Source organism: Nocardia pseudovaccinii (assembly GCF_050942345.1).
GTDB classification, from domain to species: Bacteria; Actinomycetota; Actinomycetes; order Mycobacteriales; family Mycobacteriaceae; genus Nocardia; species Nocardia pseudovaccinii.
The window spans coordinates 695055-714135 of the sequence record NZ_CP192074.1 but is presented as its reverse complement, the minus strand read 5'-3'; the positions used below and the strand labels follow the sequence as shown (position 1 = coordinate 714135).

General features: G+C 62.1%; 9 protein-coding genes. 1 reads left to right on the top strand and 8 read right to left on the bottom strand.

What is annotated here, in order from left to right:
• Nucleotides 1-192: 192 nt before the first annotated feature.
• The 7 genes from ACQPZ2_RS03190 to ACQPZ2_RS03160 all read right to left on the bottom strand — a co-directional run bounded on the left by ACQPZ2_RS03190 (nt 193) and on the right by ACQPZ2_RS03160 (nt 16873).
• A complete protein-coding gene (locus ACQPZ2_RS03190; protein WP_433524224.1) occupies nt 193-3654 on the bottom strand; it encodes a TIR domain-containing protein in 3462 nt (1153 codons plus the stop codon).
• A gap of 1003 nt (nt 3655-4657) precedes the next feature.
• Nucleotides 4658-4969 (bottom strand): hypothetical protein, encoded by a 312-nt coding sequence (locus ACQPZ2_RS03185; protein ID WP_433524223.1) that lies wholly within the window; start codon nt 4967-4969, stop codon nt 4658-4660.
• A gap of 440 nt (nt 4970-5409) precedes the next feature.
• Nucleotides 5410-6138 (bottom strand): lytic transglycosylase domain-containing protein, encoded by a 729-nt coding sequence (locus tag ACQPZ2_RS03180; RefSeq protein ID WP_433524222.1) that lies wholly within the window; start codon nt 6136-6138, stop codon nt 5410-5412.
• A gap of 128 nt (nt 6139-6266) precedes the next feature.
• Complete coding sequence (locus ACQPZ2_RS03175) at nt 6267-7352, bottom strand: hypothetical protein (protein WP_433524221.1); 1086 nt, start codon at nt 7350-7352, stop codon at nt 6267-6269.
• Between the two features lie 955 nt (nt 7353-8307).
• Nucleotides 8308-14655 (bottom strand): PA14 domain-containing protein, encoded by a 6348-nt coding sequence (locus tag ACQPZ2_RS03170; RefSeq protein ID WP_433524220.1) that lies wholly within the window; start codon nt 14653-14655, stop codon nt 8308-8310.
• A gap of 433 nt (nt 14656-15088) precedes the next feature.
• The gene (locus ACQPZ2_RS03165; RefSeq protein ID WP_433524219.1) at nt 15089-15274 is read right to left on the bottom strand and encodes a hypothetical protein; all 186 of its coding nucleotides are present in this window, start codon (nt 15272-15274) and stop codon (nt 15089-15091) included.
• Nucleotides 15275-16585: 1311 nt separating this feature from the next.
• Nucleotides 16586-16873, bottom strand: coding sequence for a hypothetical protein (locus ACQPZ2_RS03160; protein WP_433524218.1), 288 nt, complete (start codon nt 16871-16873; stop codon nt 16586-16588).
• Nucleotides 16874-17232: 359 nt separating this feature from the next.
• Between ACQPZ2_RS03160 and ACQPZ2_RS03155 the strand changes: the two genes are divergently transcribed.
• A complete protein-coding gene (locus ACQPZ2_RS03155) occupies nt 17233-18108 on the top strand; it encodes a GNAT family N-acetyltransferase (RefSeq protein WP_433524217.1) in 876 nt (291 codons plus the stop codon).
• A gap of 123 nt (nt 18109-18231) precedes the next feature.
• On the opposite strand, the gene ACQPZ2_RS03150 is transcribed toward ACQPZ2_RS03155, so the two are convergent.
• Entirely contained in the window at nt 18232-18738 is a 507-nt protein-coding gene (locus ACQPZ2_RS03150) for an SMI1/KNR4 family protein (RefSeq protein WP_433524216.1), read from the bottom strand.
• Between the last annotated feature and the right edge of the window lie 343 nt (nt 18739-19081).

Below are 19081 nucleotides of genomic sequence, written 5' to 3'. Positions count from 1 at the left end.
CGCGCCAGGCGATCGAACCCGTTGTCTTTCAGATCATCCGGGAAGGTACTCCCTCCCGGTCATCCACAGGTTTCGATCATTGCTCGTATGCGCGGCGGTCCCTGGATAACGTCTGAGTGCGTTCGGTGTTGACCGGTTGATGCTTCCGGCCCGCCCGGTCTCGTGTTCTTCACCGTGAGTTTTCCGCCCTCGTCACCGGTCGGGACTAATGGGGAGACCTGGGCACAGTTCGATGTAGTCGATGTCTGGTGATATCCAATCCCGCCAATGTTTTCGGCTCATGTTGGAAGTCAGCTTGGAACACAGCGCCTTGGTTGACGCGGACAGGATTGGCCAAATCTTAACGGTGGAATCGTCTGCGGTGGAAGCGACCCATCGTCCGTCGGGACTGAACGCCACACCCGACCCATCGCCATATTGGTCACGCCAAGGTGCGCCGATCGGCTTACCGGTCGCCGCATCCCACAACCTCACCATGCCGGCTCCTCCGGTGGAGACGATCTGTTGCCCGTCCGGGCTGAAGGCCACGCTGTACACCGAACTGGTGACCCACGGCGTCCCGATCGGTTGCCCGGTCTCCGCATCCCACAACCGAATTGCGCGGTCTCCACCGCCGGAAACGATCTTCTTGCCATCTGGGCTGAAAGCCACGCTGAACACACAGATGAGGCCCGTCCACGGTGCGCCGATCGGTTGCCCGGTGCCCGTATCCCACAGCCGGACCGAGCCGTCGTAACTGCCGGAAACGACCCGCTTCCCGTCGGGGCTGAACGCCACACTGCGCACTTCGTCGGTGTGGCCTACCCACGGGTCACCGATCGGCATTCCGGTTGTCGCATTCCATAGCCGGATGGAGCGGTCGGCGCTGCCGGAGACGACCCGTGTCCCGTCCGGGCTGAAGTTCACGGTCAGCACCACTCCGACGGATTCGGTCATCGATGGACCGACCTGTTGTCCGGTGGCCACATCCCATAATCGGATCGTTGAATCGTTGCTGCCGGACACGACCCGTCTCCCGTCCGGGCTGAACGCCACAGCTCGTACCCAACCGGCGTGGCCCGTCCACGGCGCACCGATCTGCGTCCCGGCCGCCGCATCCCACAGCCGAAGGGAGCTGTCTTTGCTACCGGAGACAACCTGCCTGCCATCCGGCCTGAACGCCAGGGCCCATACCTCACTGGTGTGACCTATCCAGGGCGCGCCGATCTGCTTCCCGGTCGCCGTATCCCACAGCCGGATCGTGCCGTCGCTATTGCCAGAGACGACTCGCTGGCCGTCCGGGCTGAACGCCAGACTTTTCACGGCGCCGACCCCGGATGGTGGGACGACCCGGTGCCTGGTGGCCGCGTCCCACAACTGGATCGTGCCTTCGTTGCCACCGGAGACGACTCGTTTGCCGTCGGAGCTGAACGCCACAGCGGACACGTCGGAGTTTGCCTCGGCGATGGTACGGAGGTGGTGCCGTGCGTAGAGCGCATCGAGTACCGCTGTGTCGGCCTGTGGTTGTGATGTGAGCGCATGTGCAGCGAGTAATTGCTGGAATGCACGGATATCGCCGTCGGGTCGTGCGCCACCGAGCATCGCAGCACTTTCCGCGATGAGGCGCAGTGCAGTTGCGTCACGGGCACGAGCGTCGGCCCGGTCGCTGGCGATGTTGGCCCGCCAGAACCCGACCCCAGCCAGTACCGCGACGACAACGGCGACGACCAGCAACGCGGCCAGTGTCCGCGCTCGACGACGCAGCGCGGCGACGCGGTCGTCTTCCCGACCGCGAGAGGCGAGCAGGAAATCTCGGGTAGGTGCGAGTCGGCGCCGGAACTCGGGTTTCCCGGAGAGCGTTTCCGCCTCAGTGAGCCGGGTGCCTTCCCACAGCCACGCGTCGTCGCGCTCGTTGTGGTCCCACGCGTGCGCTGCATGTTCAAGGCGGTCGGCGGCTTTCAGGTCGTCTGCCTGCTCGCGCAGCCACCCGGCCAGTTCGTTCCATTGCCGCAGCAGGCTTTCCAGCGCAACCTCGACGACAATGTGACCGTCGCGGTGGTCTTTGACGAGCAGACGTTTGTTCACGAAAGCGTCGATGAGCGTGCGGCTTTCGTCGGGAAGTTCGTCCCAGCGCGCGATGCGACGCATCGGCTGGTCGTTGTCAGGATTGATCGTCGCCATCGCGGGAACGAATGCCGACCGCAGCAACTCCAACTGCGACTGCCTGGTAGCCGGGTCGACGGACAGAAGTGCATCGATCTCGGTCTGCACCACACGGTCGAACCCACCCAGCGCTGTGTATTGCTCGAGGGTGAGGGTCCCGCTGGACGCGAAATTGTCGTAGAGCCGGGACAAGGTCAATGCCAGCAAGGGCAGGGTGTCTGCGCCGTGATCGCCATCCGCCAACAGCCTGTCCACCAACGGAGGTTCGATCGTCAGTGCCGCTTGTTTGTCGGCTCGTGCGGCGGGGCCAGTGATCACTTCCTTGAACTGGGTGCGGGGCAACGGTTTCAACTCGTTGAACACATAGGTGTGCACACCATCGAGTTGAGGGGTGTTCTGCAACTGTTCGTAGCGATCGGTGCGGATGGTGAGCGCCACGATCATCGACAGCCGTTGTGCGTCATCGTCTTCCGGCGCGGCGAGCAATCGGCCCAGCAGGGTCAGGAATTGTTCGCCCTCGACACCGGCGGTTGCCACGAACAGTTCCTCGGCCTGATCGATCGGCAACAGCAACGTCGGTGCGACACCGGCGGGTGCGAGCAGTCTGTCCCGCGCAGCATGCTGCATTTCGATCAGCCAACCACGGATTCGCTCGATGTCATCGGGTAGCGCGGACTTGATATCCCCGAGAGCGGGCGCGGTCAGCCCCAACCGAGCCCGGGTAGCGCGGATCGCCGCGCCCAAGCCGTGGACACCGGTGAGCGCGTGCTGTTCTGGCCGCACCAGGTCCAGCACGAGAAACTGTCGATCCTCACGTAGCAAACGCGGCAACAGCCCCGCACGTAGGAACGACGACTTCCCCGCTCCCGACGGACCCACCACGGCGAACACCGACTCCGCCCCGTCTGACCGCATTCCCCTCAACCGGTCCATGCCCTGCATGATTTGCGCGTCTCGACCGAAATACACTGCGGCATCTACCGGATCCAGCGGCTGCCAACCCCGATACGGTGACCGGCCCGGCTCATCCGGTGGCGGCCACGAAAAATTCTCGGCACCAATCCCAGCCTCGCCCAACCCCGCCAACAGCCGACGCAGACCCTCAGCACCGAACCGGACCGGCTCGGGATGACCATCGACTCGGATTTCGGTGGCCGGTCCGTCCCCGAAAAGATCACAGCGTTGCCACTCGCGCGTCTTGTCCGGATCAGTGGTCGGTTCCAGCCGTGCGCAGAAAACCCGCTTGCCCAGGTTCACCGCGGTCAGATACTCGGCGACACACTCAGTCGAGCTATGCCAATCCCGAGAGGTCAAGCAGATCACGGCTTCGCAACGAGTAATGGCACGACGCAGAGCATCCCGCCAACGCACGCCCTGCGGGATCCCGGCCCGTTCATCGAGGTCCAGGAAGATGTCCTCAGCCAACCCTGGCCGCTGCTCGCCCAGCCAACGCGCCAGAGCGATCGCCTGCACACTATCCCGACTCGAATGACTCAGGAACACCCGCGTCATCGCGCCCCCTCCGCTCCGGAGAACCTTTGACTGCCAACGCTATCCGGCCGGGTCACCATACAACCGTCGATAGACGGACACCCAGCAACAGCGCACCACCCTGGATCAACATGCCCGGACCGCAATGGGCGCACTGGTTGGGGTCTTGAGGTCGCCAGGCCATCTCGCCTCCCACGCGGGCATTGTCGCTCACCGATCCGCCAGCTCGATCCGCGGCCGAGAGCCGGAGTTGACGAAAACCGTAGGTGAGTGTGGCTGCAGCGGGGAGCGTACTCGGCCGGGGATAGGTACGAGTTCTCCTCTGCCTCAGGCAAGCTGGCGGCTGTCCGTCAGAACAGGCCGATGCTTATATTCAGCAGTGCATCGGCAGTGCAGAGCGAACAACCCGCGTTCTAGAAATCATTCGACGGCGACACGATCACCATCGTTGAAAACAACGCGACTACCTGAAAAATGATGTTCGGCCTCCGTCGAGCCTGAATCCGAAGCTGCGCAAGGACCGCGAACACCGCACCCGTTCACCACCGGGCGTTTCACGTCGGCATCTTCACTGCCGCACAACATATCAACCTGCTCGGCCATACCCTGCGGCCGAGCCCTACCTCACCCAAACGACCGTGCCGGGTCAATCGCGCGCGGTCTCACACCCGGTCACCGAGAACCCATCTCACCTACACCAATGAATCCCATACGAATAGACCCACACAGCACACCCAACAACGACCGTCGCGCAAACGACCACCAATCTCTAGATATTGCACCCCAACACCAGATCAGCTAAACACTCGCCCTATGCAGTCGGAACAAAACCGGCCACACGACACCGCCCGTCTCCACCTGCAGCACCTTCATCCACTCGCCGGCCGTTCGCTACATACTGTCCTGCCAAACCCCGACAAGTCGGCAACCCAGTCACCCGGATTGAGGCCAGGACACCACTGACCACCGCGACCTGCAGCGACCGCACGCGGCGACGCTGGTCCCGGCTCTGACCGAGCAAGAATTACTTCGGGCAGCCGGTAGTGGTCGGGTTGGTGAGACACAAGGCCGAGCTACCAGTGCTGGCACTGCCGGTGGACAGAGGGGTGGCGGCTACGTTGCCGGCACCCAGGGTGATTCCACCGCTGGCCGACGAACCAGAGTCGCTGCTACCGGTAGCCAGCAACTCGAGTAGCCCGACCCGATTGCTCGACGAGCCGGAGCCGACGGCGGTGGCGGCCGGAGCCGTCTCGGCAGCCGAGGCCGTCCCCGCTACTCCCAGCATCAGACCCGATGCCGCGACAACGGCAGCACCGATCCAACGAACCTTGTGCATAAAATTTCTCCTCATCAGAAAAGTGCATCGCAACCCATATGGTCCCCACTGAGGTCGCGGCCGAGTAGATAAACTCTGCGGCCATTAATTTTTAACACGCTTCCATTTGGGATGACAACTCGAAAAGGGAAACTCATCAAAATTACTCTGTTCCTCAGAGAAGGCGTGCAGCGATATCATCCACCCATTTACAAGCACGTCGAATCACCCTCTCGCCCACTGTCGAGAAGGAAGGTGATTGAGGTCCTGTGACACCGAACCACCACGTTGACCACGACTGCAGTAGCAGCAGAAAGCGGATACCCGATGCGAGACAACGTACGGGCGAATTCGCAATTCAGTGCGACAGCATAAAGTTATCCGCATTATGCGGTTCGGCGACCGGAAGCCACGCAGCGCTCGAATACAGGCCTCAGTGACCTTTCGATCGGATTAGGGGCCTATTTTGCATAGGCTGTCGCCGTGGCTCGTATTTGGCTCACGTAGGAGTCGGAGTGGTTGTAGGCGAATATGGCTTTCCTCCAGCCGCGGGCAGTGGCCAAGTCGCCGCCGGATGCGCACAGGTAGCGTCCTGCGGCCAGTGCCGCGTCATCGATGTTGTCCGGGCTACCCCTTACGTCGTTGGAGACGTTGGGTGTGGTTTTCTCGAGGATGCCCGTCAATGTTGTGTAGTCGGTGTCGGCGCGCACGCCCCAGCGTTTCCAGGTATCGGGGATGAACTGGAACGGCCCGGAGGCCTTCGCGTATACGGTGCGCCCGGCACGAGCTGTGGCGTCGGGATCGATGATGCGGGCGTTGCCGTTGGTGCCATCGAGTGCGACGCCGCGGATCGGTGGTTTCACTTGGCCGTCGATCGCTATCTGCGCACCCCGGTGGCGGCCGTGGTCGCTTTCCACGCGGGCGATGCCGGCCAGGGTCGTCCACCCGAGGTGGCAGGCGGGTTGCGTTTTCGCCAGGACCACCGTGGCGTAGCCGTAGGCTTGCAGTGCTCGCGCCGGGATCCCGGACTTGTCGGCGCGGCGCTGCGCCCAATCCTTGAGCGGGTCGCTATGGCGGCTACCCGCGACGAGCTGGATCGCCGGGACCGGGTCGCCGACGCCTGGTACCGCACCGATGGTTTCACGTTCTGTCCCTTTGCCGCATCCAGCGACGGCCACAGCAGTGATCACTGATACCAGCAGCCCGTAGCGACCTCCCGGGACGCGTCGTTGACCCGGGTTCAGCGTGAATCTGCCGTCGGTCTGTGCCTGATTCCCATCGTCACGCCCGCGGCGTGCGCGCGACCGGGGCCGGTCGTCTACCCGCACGGACGTGGTGAGGAGCTCGTGTTGGCAGGCTTCTTCGACGTCGTCGTCGATGGCTGCGGACGCTGCGTCTGTGTCACTGATGGCCGAGCGGTCGTTGTTGTCGTTTTCGGTTTCGTGGTGGTTGTCGCCGGTGGGCGGCAAGAGGTCGACTTCGGCGTGGTCGTTCTGGTCACCGATGGCGCCGCGGACCGGGACGTGCTCTGCGCCGGGACGGTGACGGTTACGGTGACCGTGGACGGCTGGACAACCACCGTTTGCGGGGTATCTGTCCTCGGCTGCGGTGATGGGGCCTGCACAGACACGCTGCCATTGAGCGAGACGTTGGGCCACTGCGATGCCGCCGAGGTCTCGGTGATCGTCGACGGGGCAGGCGTCTCGGTTTGCGTTTCGGTGGTGGTCTCGGTCGCGACCGAATCCGCACTGACGGCCCCGACCGGGGCAGTCTCGGTAATCGTGACAGCGTCCGAAGCGACCGGCTCTTCGCTGGCACCGGCCGCGACACTCAACTCCTCGCCCGGCGGGGGCACATCACTCGGCGTCTCGGACACCGAACCCGACGCCGTCGGCGTGACCTCAGTGGTGCTGTAACCGCCGGGCAGCAGCGCGGTGATGTCATCGAAGCTCTGCGTCCCCGACAACTCCGACGCATCAGCGGCATCACTGACCGCATCGGAGTCCTCCCCGCGCACCCCGGTCGCTACCCAAATCCCGATCCCCACAGTGATCAAAGCAGCCACCGCCGCGGCGTAGGGCAGATGCCGACGAGCATCGTCGGTCTTCACATACTCGACGAACTGCCGCCAACGCCGAACAAGACGCGGCCCCGAATCGTCAACAGGGTCTACCTCGACATCACCTGAGGTCGTGCCGTCCACGCCCGTTCCGGCCTCTGGTACGCCGTGCTCATCGAAGGCATTCGATGGGAGCGCGATGACCTCGGTCGCCTCGGGATCATGGCTTTCGGGCTCGTTGTCCTCGAACATCTGCTCGTCATCGAAAGTGTTCTCTGGTACTCGGATGACCTCGGTTGCCTCGGGATCCCCGCGTCCGGCCTCGTTGTTGTCGGCTACTCGCACCACGCACTGCTTTCTTTCTCTATACGCACCGTTCGCGCATTGACCACCTGCAGAAGAACCAGCACGTCACATCCCCATCGGGCACGCGATCTCACATGACGGATCACTCGACGTGCCCCTGGCCGATCGCCTTTCTCCACAGCCACCGGCCAACTCCTCCTGGCACTTCTACCCCGGGGCTTCAGGAGCCGGTCACCACGCCACGGATGATCCGGCCAAGGAAACCCGCCACAGCCCCTTCAACGGATCCACTGCCATCCCCGCCATCCTGCGACCCGGTATTGAACGAGCCCGACGACCCACTGGCCGACGAACCCGAAAACCCCGGCCCCGAAAACGAAGAACCACTGCTCGCCGGACCCGCATGCCCGGACCCATCCGAGCCGTGATCGGCCGGCTGGTCCACGTCGGTGTACGGAGTCAACGGAATCGGCTCTGCGGTCGCAATCGCCGCCGACAATCCAAGTGCACCGACCACAAATCCGGCAACGATTCCTGCACGGAATACATTCAATCTGTTCATTGATATGACGCCTTTCAGCTGTCTGACATGTCGCAAGCCGGTACGACAAATACAAATGACAATCGGGTGGCTAATTCACTAGCCAGGTGTCGCCGACGGAACATCTACCGCCGAAGAACTAACCGAACCACGACTTATTTCAGCCTATGCAACAGGACTTCCAGACAGCATCCTGGTCACAGCCGATCCAGCTCGGCGCCGTTTCGATCGAAGATTATGTACTCCTCGCCGTGAAGCACCCACACACTTATGCCCGACGGAAAACCTAGAACTTCGATCGATCCGACCGCATGTAGTGGTGCGCGCAGAACGACGTAGTCACCGTCAGAGACTTCGAACAGAGTCCCAAGGGGCTCGAATTGAACCATGATGGTTGCCCCTGGGACCGACCCGAACTTGAGGTCGACTGTTTGTGGTGTTGAGCTCATCTCATCACCTCTCATTTTTGTATGCTTCGAGTATTTTATCCAGCATTTTTACCCGCTCACCAGCCGTTTCCGCTCCGTAGCCGCTTTCAGCACTTTGGTTGTAGAAGTCCCGTAGCGCTTGCGCGTCTGCTTTGCTGGCAAGGCCCCGCAGCTCTGCATCAGATTTTCCGGCAAGACTTTCCACCGATGGCTTCCCATTGCCCCAGATCGGGCGGCCGACGTCAGCCATGCTTTTGCCTCCTTCCATTTTGGGAACATCGGCTCGTGGGCCCCGCTCCTGAGGGGGCTTCGGCGTTTGGCCTGGTGCGGCGGCTTGGGTAGGCGTTGACGATTTGGCGTCTGCCGGGACGGTCTTGCTTTTGTTGTTGTCGTCGTCTTTGGTGGCTTCGTTGACGATGATCGCTGCAGCTCCTGCACCGAGTGCCATGGCGGCGACTACGGGGCCGCCGACCACTGCGCCCACGCCGATGGCGGCACCGACACCGATCCCGACTGCCAGGTCTCCGGGAGAGATGGAAATCGTTCCGGTGAGATCCAAGGAGTTGATCGGGTCGCCGTTGACGTAGTCGTAGCTGTTAGCCGATCCGCCGGGAACTGGGTCGACCTGCAGGAACCTGCCCAGGATCGGCAGATAGGTCCGGGCTCCCATTTCAAGGGCTTGCTGGCTGGCGACGTGTTCGATCGGAACCGTGTGCTGGCCGAGGTATCCGAAGTCCATGCCACCCTCGGCGGTGGCCGGGATGGGGATGTCACCAATAGCGCCGCTTACCGGGTCGATGTTCTGACCGAACGGGTCGTACAGGTGGAGCGCGCCGGTCCGAGCGCCGGTGCTATCAGCAGTGAACAAGATGTCGCCATGGATGTTGGCGTAGGACCAGTTGGTGGTGTTGGTCTGGGTGTAATTCTTGGTGAGTAGGGCTCCGCCGGGCAGTTTCAGCATTCGCTGACGCAGATTTCCGGATCCGTCAAGAACGAAGTCGGGGCCGCCGGAGTCGCCGATGAAGCCATAGCGAGTCACCTGCTCGGGGTTTGTGGTGTCCTGCACCGAGCGGCCCGAGATGCGGTCGGTGACGTCGCGCGTGTAAGTCACCGAGCGTCCGGCCGCGGTCGTGGTGGACACGTGCCGGTTGGTGGAGTCGTAGCCGAGTGTGTCGGTTCCGACCGTGATCGCGTTGCCGTAGTTGTCGTAGGTGAACGACAGGTTTGTCGCTCCGTTAGTAGACAACAACCGGTCGGCGTCGTCATAGCAATAGTTGGTGATCGCGGGAGCTGCGCCGTTGAAGCTGTCAGCGAAGGCCGTACGGTTCGTGTTCAATCCCGCCTTCTGGTTCGGACCGCACCCGTTGTCACCGGCGAACGCGTAGGTCAGCTGGTGGGACGGCACCGTGGCCGCGACCAGTCGACCGACACCGTCGTAGGTGTAGCTGTTGTTGTAGCTACTGCCACCATTGGCAGAGTCGGTGATGGTTTCGTCGGTGATGCGCAGATCCCGAGAACGGGTGACCGTATCGACCAGCGTGGACCCGGAGACCGTCCAAGACAGGTTTGCAAGCGCGCCGGCATCGTTATGGCCGATCGCGAGGTTCGACCCGTTCCCGTACGCCACTGCCACCAGGATCCCCGCGTTGTAACCGGGGGTAGCGACCGTAACTCCATCCAGGTCCAGGCGGGTCAGGCGAAATGCGTCGTTCCACTGGTAGTTCAGAGTGGAGCTGACCCCTTTGGCGGTGGAGGTCTCGCTGGTCTTTCGCCCAGCGGCGTCGTATCCAGTCGTGGTGGTTACCCCGTTGGCGTCCGTATAGGACGTGACCCGGCCGAGCAGGTCGATCACGGTGGTGGTCGATCCGCTGTCGTCGCTAACCTTTTTCTTCAGCGGGTCACCACCGACGGCGTAGTCGTAGTTGACAGTGCGCGCCGGTTGGTTACCCATCGCGGGGAACGACTTCTTGAGGGTTCGACCCCGAGCGTCGTAGGTCAGACATGACCACGGCTCATTGTTGGTTCGGGTGGCGACGATACGGCCCGTTGCGTCGTACACCGTCTCGAGCGCGTTTGCCGAGCCGCCCGAGTTTTTGGACGTGCGAACGGTTTTGACCCGCCCCCCTTGGTTGACGGCTGCAGAGTTCGAATCACACGGGTTCGCCCGAGTTTCGGTGTCCCCGTAATAGGTGGAGCTGGCGCGTTTGTCGGGGTTGGCGATGTCACCCGCCGGTAATGTCGCGCCCAGTCGACGCAGAAAACCCTGGCCGGGCTGCTCGAACAACGAACGGCTGGTCAGGTTGACCCCGCCCGGGTCGCCAGTCTTGGACACCGCCAACCCGAACACCGGGTCGATGCCGTTGGCCGGGTCCGAATAGCCGGTAGCAATCATGGTCGACGGTGCGCGTTCGATGCTGCCGCCGGAGCTGCTGTCGGTGGCCCGCGTCGTCTCGAGCCCGTAGCGGGGCGCGAGGTTCTGTCCCGGTACGGTCACCGCGGCGCCGGCACCCGGAGGTGTCCAGGTGAAGTCGAGCGCGCCAGATGTGCCGCTACGGTTGTAGTAGTCGACGCGGATGCGATGCCAACTACCAGCTGCGGTGTTGGTGTAGGTGCCGTTGACGGCTGTGGCGGTCTTGTCGATCCAGCTGTCGACGGTGAGGACGTCATCGATCCACAACCGGACGCCGTCGACAACAGTGAGCCCGAGTTTGTACTCGCCGGTCGTGGGGAACTTGATGTCGCCCATGAACCGGCCAGACCAACCCGCGGTGTTCGCTACTGGTGGCGTCGAACCCCAATTACGGCTCAAGCTGCCGTCAGTGGAGCCGACGCCCGTCGTCCACTCTTTCGGGACACCGGCCAGGAATGGGTTGTCGTAGAGGGCGGCCTCCAAGCCGACCAGATTTTCGTCGTATGCCTTGTGGGTGTGCGGGGTGGTCGGTGCGCACTCCGGCTTCGGCAGCTGTCCGTTGAAGCATGCCGCCGGAGCCGGGCCGTACCCGTCTGTAGGCCGATTCGCGTGGTCGTAGAGGACTGTCGACCGGCGACCGGTTGTGTCGACCGCGCCCGTCATTTTGTCTTTCGCGTTCCATTCAGCGCGGACCGTGTCACCGTTCGTGTCGGTCGATGTCAGCCAGCGGCCGGCATCGTCCCAGCTCACGGTGCGCACACCCGTCTGCTGGATCCCGGCAACGTCGACGTATGCCTTCTTGCCGGGAATGTCGTAGCGATACGTGCGCGCCACCCGAGGTGCGAGGGTGCGGCCGTCGGCTGACGGTGCGGTGACCCGGATCGCTCGTGAGTGTGGGGGCTGCTGGGGGTTATCGAGGAACCCGTCGTACTCGATCAGCGTGCGTTCGGTGTTGCCAGAGAACGACGCCTGCGTTGCACGCCAATCGACCGCCACACTGTCGCGGGCCTCGTTCAGCGCACCGACACTATCGATCGCCTTGAGTTTCTTCTCGGTATCGCCACCGGCCTGGTCGTAATCGAGCTTCGCGGCCTCCAGATTGAAGTAGCTGTAGTCGCGTATTTCGGAGCCGGGGTTCTCGATTCGAGCGAGGGCACCCACCATGTACCAGAGGCGTGTTTCTGTGCCGTCCCAGTACTTGATGCGGCACAGCTTCTGCATCGGCGCCGGGTATGCGCCCGTAGGGAACGAGGCACCGCCGTAGCAGCTGTTGCTGTCGTCGGTGTTGTAGTACAGCGTGTGCGCCCGGCCCGATACCGGATCTTTGATTTGGGTCAGCCGGGCTGGGGTGCCGCTGTAGAGGTACTGCAGTGACGCTGGTTTCTTGCTGTCGTCCACCTTCGACACAGCCGCCAGCGTGCCGTCGACGTTGAACACCGACACCACGCCGTCCCTGGTGACCGAGATTCGGCCACCGGCATCGACAGCGAGGACACCGTCCTCATCCTTCGGCGGCATATAGCCGCTGGCCGAGGACTTGACCCAGGTGTGTTTGCCGCCCGCGATGTCGGTGAGCACGACCGACCCGTCGAGCATCTCAGCGTAGCCGTAGTCACTGCTCATCAAGCCGAGGTTCCATCCGCCCGGAAGCGGGGCAGGCTCTTGGGAGTACAGCCAGTCCGTCGTCGCGATCCGAGGGTTCAGGTTGTGGGTGCGCTGACTGGTGCCGGTGGTGCTCTTGGCCCACAACACCATCCGCGGTTTGTCAGTCGAGCGGTGATACAGCTCGATCTTGATCGGCACGCGCTGGCCGGCAGTCAACGACACATCGGTGGTCTTCTTCGCCGTCGCTGTCGAGAAATCCGTGCTGACAGTCGCAGCGTTCGGGTTGTCGTAGACGACGTTGTTGTCGACCCAAATCTTCGCACCGTCGGCATGCGAACCAGCGAAGCTGAAGTCACCGGTCACCGGCGCTTGGAAATAGCCCTCCCACCGGACGACGAACCACTGCTTGTCCAGCGCAGCGGGCATCGGATCTTCCTTCCACGGAAGGTTTTCCGATACATTGCTCCAGATGTTGCCCCAGTCCAGATTCACTTGTGCTTCGCTGCGGACCATCACCGGACTCGGGTCTGCGGCGCCATTGTGATCGGCGTCGTTGAAATACGATGCCCGCACACCGTGGGAGTCTCCGGTCTGCCGCGAGTTGTACGTGAAGGTAACACCTGCGGAACCACCAAGCGCCTCGAAAACCGGTCCCGCAGCCTCGGTATAAAGGTTGCCGTTGAACAGATTGACTGTGACCGGCCCAACCTTGTCGCTCGGTGCCGGTCCAGGTCGACCCATGCGCTTATCAACGGTGAAGTGTCCGACCCAGTTCGATGGCGTCGGCGTCGCCCCACCGGAGGGCACGGTCGCCACGGTCCAGGAGTAGCGGCCGCCGTCGCGCAGAACATATTGGGGAACGGTCCATTTCGGGGTGTTCAGGCAGCCGGAGTCGACCACGCTGCCGGAGCGGCCGTCGAAACCGGTGGAGACCTTGAAGCAGTACATAGTCCCAGCCGCGGCCGCGCTGACCTCCAGTGTCGGAGTGTCGGTCGCGATGATCGCATCCTCCACGGGACCAACGAGATTCACCGACGGACCCGCAGGCGGCGTTCCACCGTCGCTGTAGTCGACGATCAACGCCGCCAGCAGCTGCTTGTAGGAGTAGGTGTCGGTTTCGGTACCACCCAACATGAACCACAGGTTCTTGTCGGTGGCTTTGGCGCGGTCACCGACCACGTTCGTCAACGCTGACGTGCTCAGCGAACCGTTTTCACCGATGCTGGCCGATGCCAACTCCTGACCGAGCGCGCCATAACCCAACGGTGAGGTCGCTTGATACAGGGTCAGTTGCGAAGCGGGTTTCATCTCCGCCAACGGTGCGAGCAGCTTCAGGTCCATGCGCGCGCCGGTGATGGTCTTGCCCGCGAGTGGCTGCAGGTTGTAGCGGATCGCGGTACGCCAGAAGGCGTTCTGGCCTTGCGCTGTGCGAGCGTTGCCGGTACGGATACCGCAGTCGTCCTCCGCCGTGCAAGGTGCGGCGCCTTGCCGGTAGGCGATCGCCTCGGACTGCAGGCCGAAACCGAATGTGTAGGTCGGGTCCACCACGATCGGGAACTTCCGGGCGGAATCCTTCAACCACTTCTTGTCCACCGTGACCGTGAGCTGCCATGCATCACCATCGCGGGTCAGGGTGTATGTGCCACCGGTGCGGGCCGAGCCCTTCTTGTCCTTCGCGTTTCCTGAAGAGTCCCACACTTCGATCGGCGGCAGCGCCGCCACGACCTTGCCCGACTTGTCGGAGATCTTGACCGTGCGACCGTCGACCTTCGGGGTGAGATCGCCGGTGTTGAGCTTGAAAACCCACCGGCCCTCACCCACCGCGGACGCCTTCTTCAGGACGATCGATTCCTTGATCGCATCCGCCGAGACTTCATAGGTCACATCGGTATTCAGCAGCGCGTTCGCATACGTCGCGGTCGATCCAGTGACCTTACGGCCAGCCTTGTCCGCACCCTTGAGCTCCAACGTGACCGGGGTGCCGTTCTGGTTCACCCGGAATAGCGCCGGGTCGTTGGCGAACTCCGCGAGTTCGATCCCGACCTCGGTACGCGCCGCGGCGACCCGCTTGGAATCCTTCTTCTCCACCAACCGGGTATCGACCGGGTCCCAGCCACCCTTGCCGTTGGCAACACCGAGCGGAACCTGTGACAACACCAAAGTCTTGGTGCCATTGACGTTGGTGAACTCGATCGAATCCGCGGTCCGGCCAGTTTCTTTCGACGTCTTCGGATCGAAACTGCTCTTCCCACCGGAACCTCCACGTGCGAGCAGCGGCGTGAAGTCCGCTTCCGGGGCCGGGGCAGGCTTGCTCTTCGCGTCAGCCTTAGTCTTGGCGGCGGAAAGCATCAGCGGCATAGTCCGCGGATCCTTGCCCTTTGGCGCCGCGAACGCTGCCGGTGACACAACAATCTGCGTCACCGTCGCGATCAACAACATCACCAAAACAATTGACCACGCCACCGCACTGCGGAAAAGCCAAAAGACGGATAACCAGCGCACCAAAGCGCCGCCCCGACGGGGAACCCTCATCACCACTCCACACCAAACACCGAGCCCACACACAGGCTTCACACAGCCTTCACAAAACAGGCGAAGCGTAACAACAGGGCAAATGCCCCTCGACAGAAGAAACTGCGACCTGGACAGGAGGTGGTGTTAATTACGTCACAGCTAGGCCTGCCCGCGAGCCACTTGACCTCTTCGGCTGGACCGATCATTCAATTCGTCTACGGCGCAGCATGTTTCAGGCGAGCCCGTCCTGAGCATCGTGCCAGATGAGATTGACCTGTCAACCAAGCGAATTCGACAATCCAGGTATTTTTACGCCGATCACCGATTGATAGACCAGACCGTGAAACAGCCCAGTTGACATACTATTTGGATGTGCTAGGCCAATTTTGCTCGATTCGAATACCAGTAGCGGCAGCAAGTTAAACCATTGCAGCCATGCGGTTTTCGTGACCACAGCAATCACGGCAACCATCCTGTTATGGATCGAAACTACGGTGCGATACGTTGCCAGCCAACAATATTCGGCCTTACGGTCGAGCCGACCCGCGCGTGGTAGGTCACATAGAGCCGGGGGCGGCCACAGCCTGCAGGTAGCGTGACTCAACTGTAGCGATCCGGCAGCCCCACCCAGGAGCCGGTTTCGGGAATACCGCAACGAAACCGCTTGCACAGCAACCACAATGCCGGATCGACAAAACTGCGGCTCTCAATCGTCCCCCACTTAGCCCGGCTCTCTATCATCAGCGTCGGCCGAGGTAGGAGCCTTACCCCACTCGACCGCCACCATGACACGTGCCCCAGCAGCGGACCAGCAAAAGGCGATCCAGACCCAGAAGGCTTGCACTACAACAATTTTCAGACGATTCCGAACTCGAATCGTGCGTCGTTACCCGTAGCGCAGACGCGACGACCACAGTTCCGACCGTTCGGGCTTCACATGCCCAAACTATGATATATGTCACTCACTTGCAGAATTCGGCCACAGCCTCTGAGACGCAATCGGTAGTTCCCAGAGACCTGGCGCCGTCAACCCGAGCCGAAGCTGGCTTCCGGCGGACATGAACGTCACCGGCTTGGACGTGCTGGATGATCACCGACCGTAGCGCCCTGTAAACGCCGGGTCGGGGCTGGCTCGTAAGGTTCCTGCGGCGCGTTGTGGTTGGCCCGCTGGAGGTTTGCGCTCCGGCCGACGCCGGTCACGGGTCTGAGTCAACAGAGGCGTCGAGTGACATGGGCCGAAAACCGGAACTTCGCCTGCGTCTTCTTGATCGAACGAGAGAAGGGAATGCGGTTGACGGTCGCGACCGCTTGACAACGCCGAGTTGCGTGTGTCGTTCGGGGCCGAACTGTGTCGCCCCTGAGCAGCACGAACTTCCGACACGCCAACCTCGACGACACGCCAACCTCGACGACGCGCTACGCGGAGTCGCCAAGCGGCACGGTCACGGACGAGCACACGAAGTCCCGTAGTGCTTGCGCCTCTGCTTTGCTGACAAGACCCCGTAGTTCGGCATCAGATTTTCCGGACTACCAACGATGGCTTGCTATTTCCGCTCCTCCCGTGAACCAGCGTGAGTACACGTCGTGACGGCGGAATTTTCCATGATCCGCCTCCGCAGGAAGCGCTGAGATCTGAAAAGGCTCTCGGTTTTCCCAACGAGAGATGACAGCAAACTTATTTCATCGAACTGACAAACCTTCCACAACGAACCCGACGCGACTACGGGCCGGTAATGCGTGATATTCACCACCGGATGACCACGAAATGGCGGCCTTATAGCCTGCCGATCTCCACCATATGTCGATCCAGAATGATGTGTTCGTCGGACCAAACGCGATCTTCAGGGTAAGCGACCCAGACCTTGATACCAGAAGGCAAGACCTCCACTTGGAGCGCGTCGATCTTATTTCGTGGCGTTCGAAGGATAATGTAATCATCGTCGGCCAGATCGAACCAAGTTCCCAGCGGCTCGAACTGCACGGTGATCTTCTCTGCACTGCCAGCCGAGAACCGAATTTCTACAATCTCAGAATCCGCCATACCACTTCCCATCTCGCCCATCAACAACCTAACATCCCATCCCACGCATCAATGACCTCTCGAGCCAATACCCTCCTGGCTCGAGGCGGGTTCATTCCAGTGTTGGTACCTACTTCATCTGCTCTTTATGCTTTCCCCTGCAACCGCATCCGCATAAATATCTCGGACTCTCATGGAGTCCTCTCGGCTCCCACTGCTACTACTATCCCCTTCCTTCCACCGGCGCCTCCACCGATGATTCCACCGGTTGGCCCGCCTTCACCCGGGAACATATCCACTACGAACCTCCCCATTCACTTCCTCCAGCCGCGGCTGAAATGGGTTGCCGTGTATCGAAATTGGTTCGAGGATGAACCAACCAGCACCAGGGAAGGGACATCATGGCCACGCGACGCGATTGCGAAGAGCCTGAGTATCTCGTTCGCCTGCAATCGTTGGCGCAGCGTGCCTGGTCACCCGAGCGTCGGTTCCACATCGGAGACATCGCGTGGGGCTGGCACTCGATCCCCGGCGCGGAGTCAGCGTTTCGCGTGGCGCTCTGGGAGGAAGACAGCGTGGCGCTGGCCTGGGCGTGGGTGGAACTGCCCGGTCATTTGGAACTACTCGTCGACCCGGCCGCGACCAACCTGTTGCCGCAACTGTTGGACTGGTTCGAAACGGTGGCCCCGGGCCCCGCACGGTCTTGCCTGGTGATGGAGACCGACCGTCACGAGCGCGCGGCATTATCCGAACGTGGTTACACAGTGCAGGACAACGGACCGTTCTTCCGACGGCACACCCGTGACCTGACCGAACTGCCAGCACCGCCGCCGCTGCAGGACGGGTTCGTCATCACCCCCGTCGCCGAGGACGACGCCGAGCGGCGCGCCACCGCCCACCGCGCGGGCTGGTCGGACTTCGGTTCCCGCGTCACCGCTGACAGCTACCGAAATGTCATGGCCACCTACCCCTACAGGGCACAGACAGACCTTGTCGTCGTCGCGCCCGACGGCGGGTGGGTCGCTTCGGCATTGGGCTGGTACGACGATCTCAACGAGGTGGGTTTGGTCGAACCGGTCTCCTGCGCCCCCGCGTTCCGCGGCAAGGGCCTGGCCAAAGCAGTCAATATCGCCCTGCTGCACGTATTCCGGTCCCTCGGGGCAACCCACGCGGTGATCCTGCCCCGCGGTGATCAGGCATACCCAGTGCCAGCGCGCCTGTACCAAGCCATCGGCTACCAGCCTGGCCCGCGCACCCTGCTCTACGCCTGCCCCTGACCCACAGCAACACTGCTGTCGAAATTCCTTCCTGTGCCAGCGCAGTTGGGCCTGGGGTGGGCCAATTGGAGTGGGAGAGCGAATTTGGGTTTCGCCACTGAAGTTGGGCCAAGTCAGCGGTGGTCAAGTAGCCGATCGCTGGCCGTTGAACTCCGCTTCGCGGACGAGGCCGTTGACAAACGTCGCGAAGTCAGGTGCGAGCACGGTAATTCGATATCCGACTTCGGAATCGACATGAACCACGCTCGGCTCTCCGCCGCCGCGGTAGTCGAGGGCGATCATGTCGTGACCGGCCGACGGGCAATCCGCGAAGTAGATCCCGATATCGGGATATCCCCACTCCTGAAGCCAGAATCGACTTCCGGTTTCCCCACACAAACTGAAGTCGGCCGCGCGGCCGATAGCCGCCAGTGAAGCCACTGCAACGTGGTCTGCCGCCCAGGTTGTCGAGTTGTCGGCGGGATGAACCGAACGTTCCAAATAGCCACCATTGTGCGTCCGGGCCAGGGCGATGTAGGCGGGTGGGAGCCGCAGACCCAGTGCGGCCTCGACCGACCGGACCAAGTCGTCGTCGGGAGGCGCCTCGAAAGGCGGATAGTCAGGGCTGAACAGCCCGGACAGTTCAATCATGTGCGGACCCTATCGGATCAACGTATCGAGATCGCGCTGTCCAGGCGTGGAAGATCTCGTGGACCAGCCAGTGACCGATCTGGCGGCGTGGTCGATGCAGGATGTTCCGGCCAGGTCGCGGCCTGTGCACCATCGACGAACCAGGAATCCACCGGAGCCGAAACCAAATCCCGCTCCCATCAACGGAACTCGATCAGAACGGGCCAACCGTAGCGGCAGAGACTCCCCGATGGGCCAACTTCGATGGCAATGGTCCAAATTCACTGACAGAGCACATCATTCGTCATCACCACTGAATACCAGTGCCGTCGAAATTCGCGAACAACCGGCGTCACAGGATTGG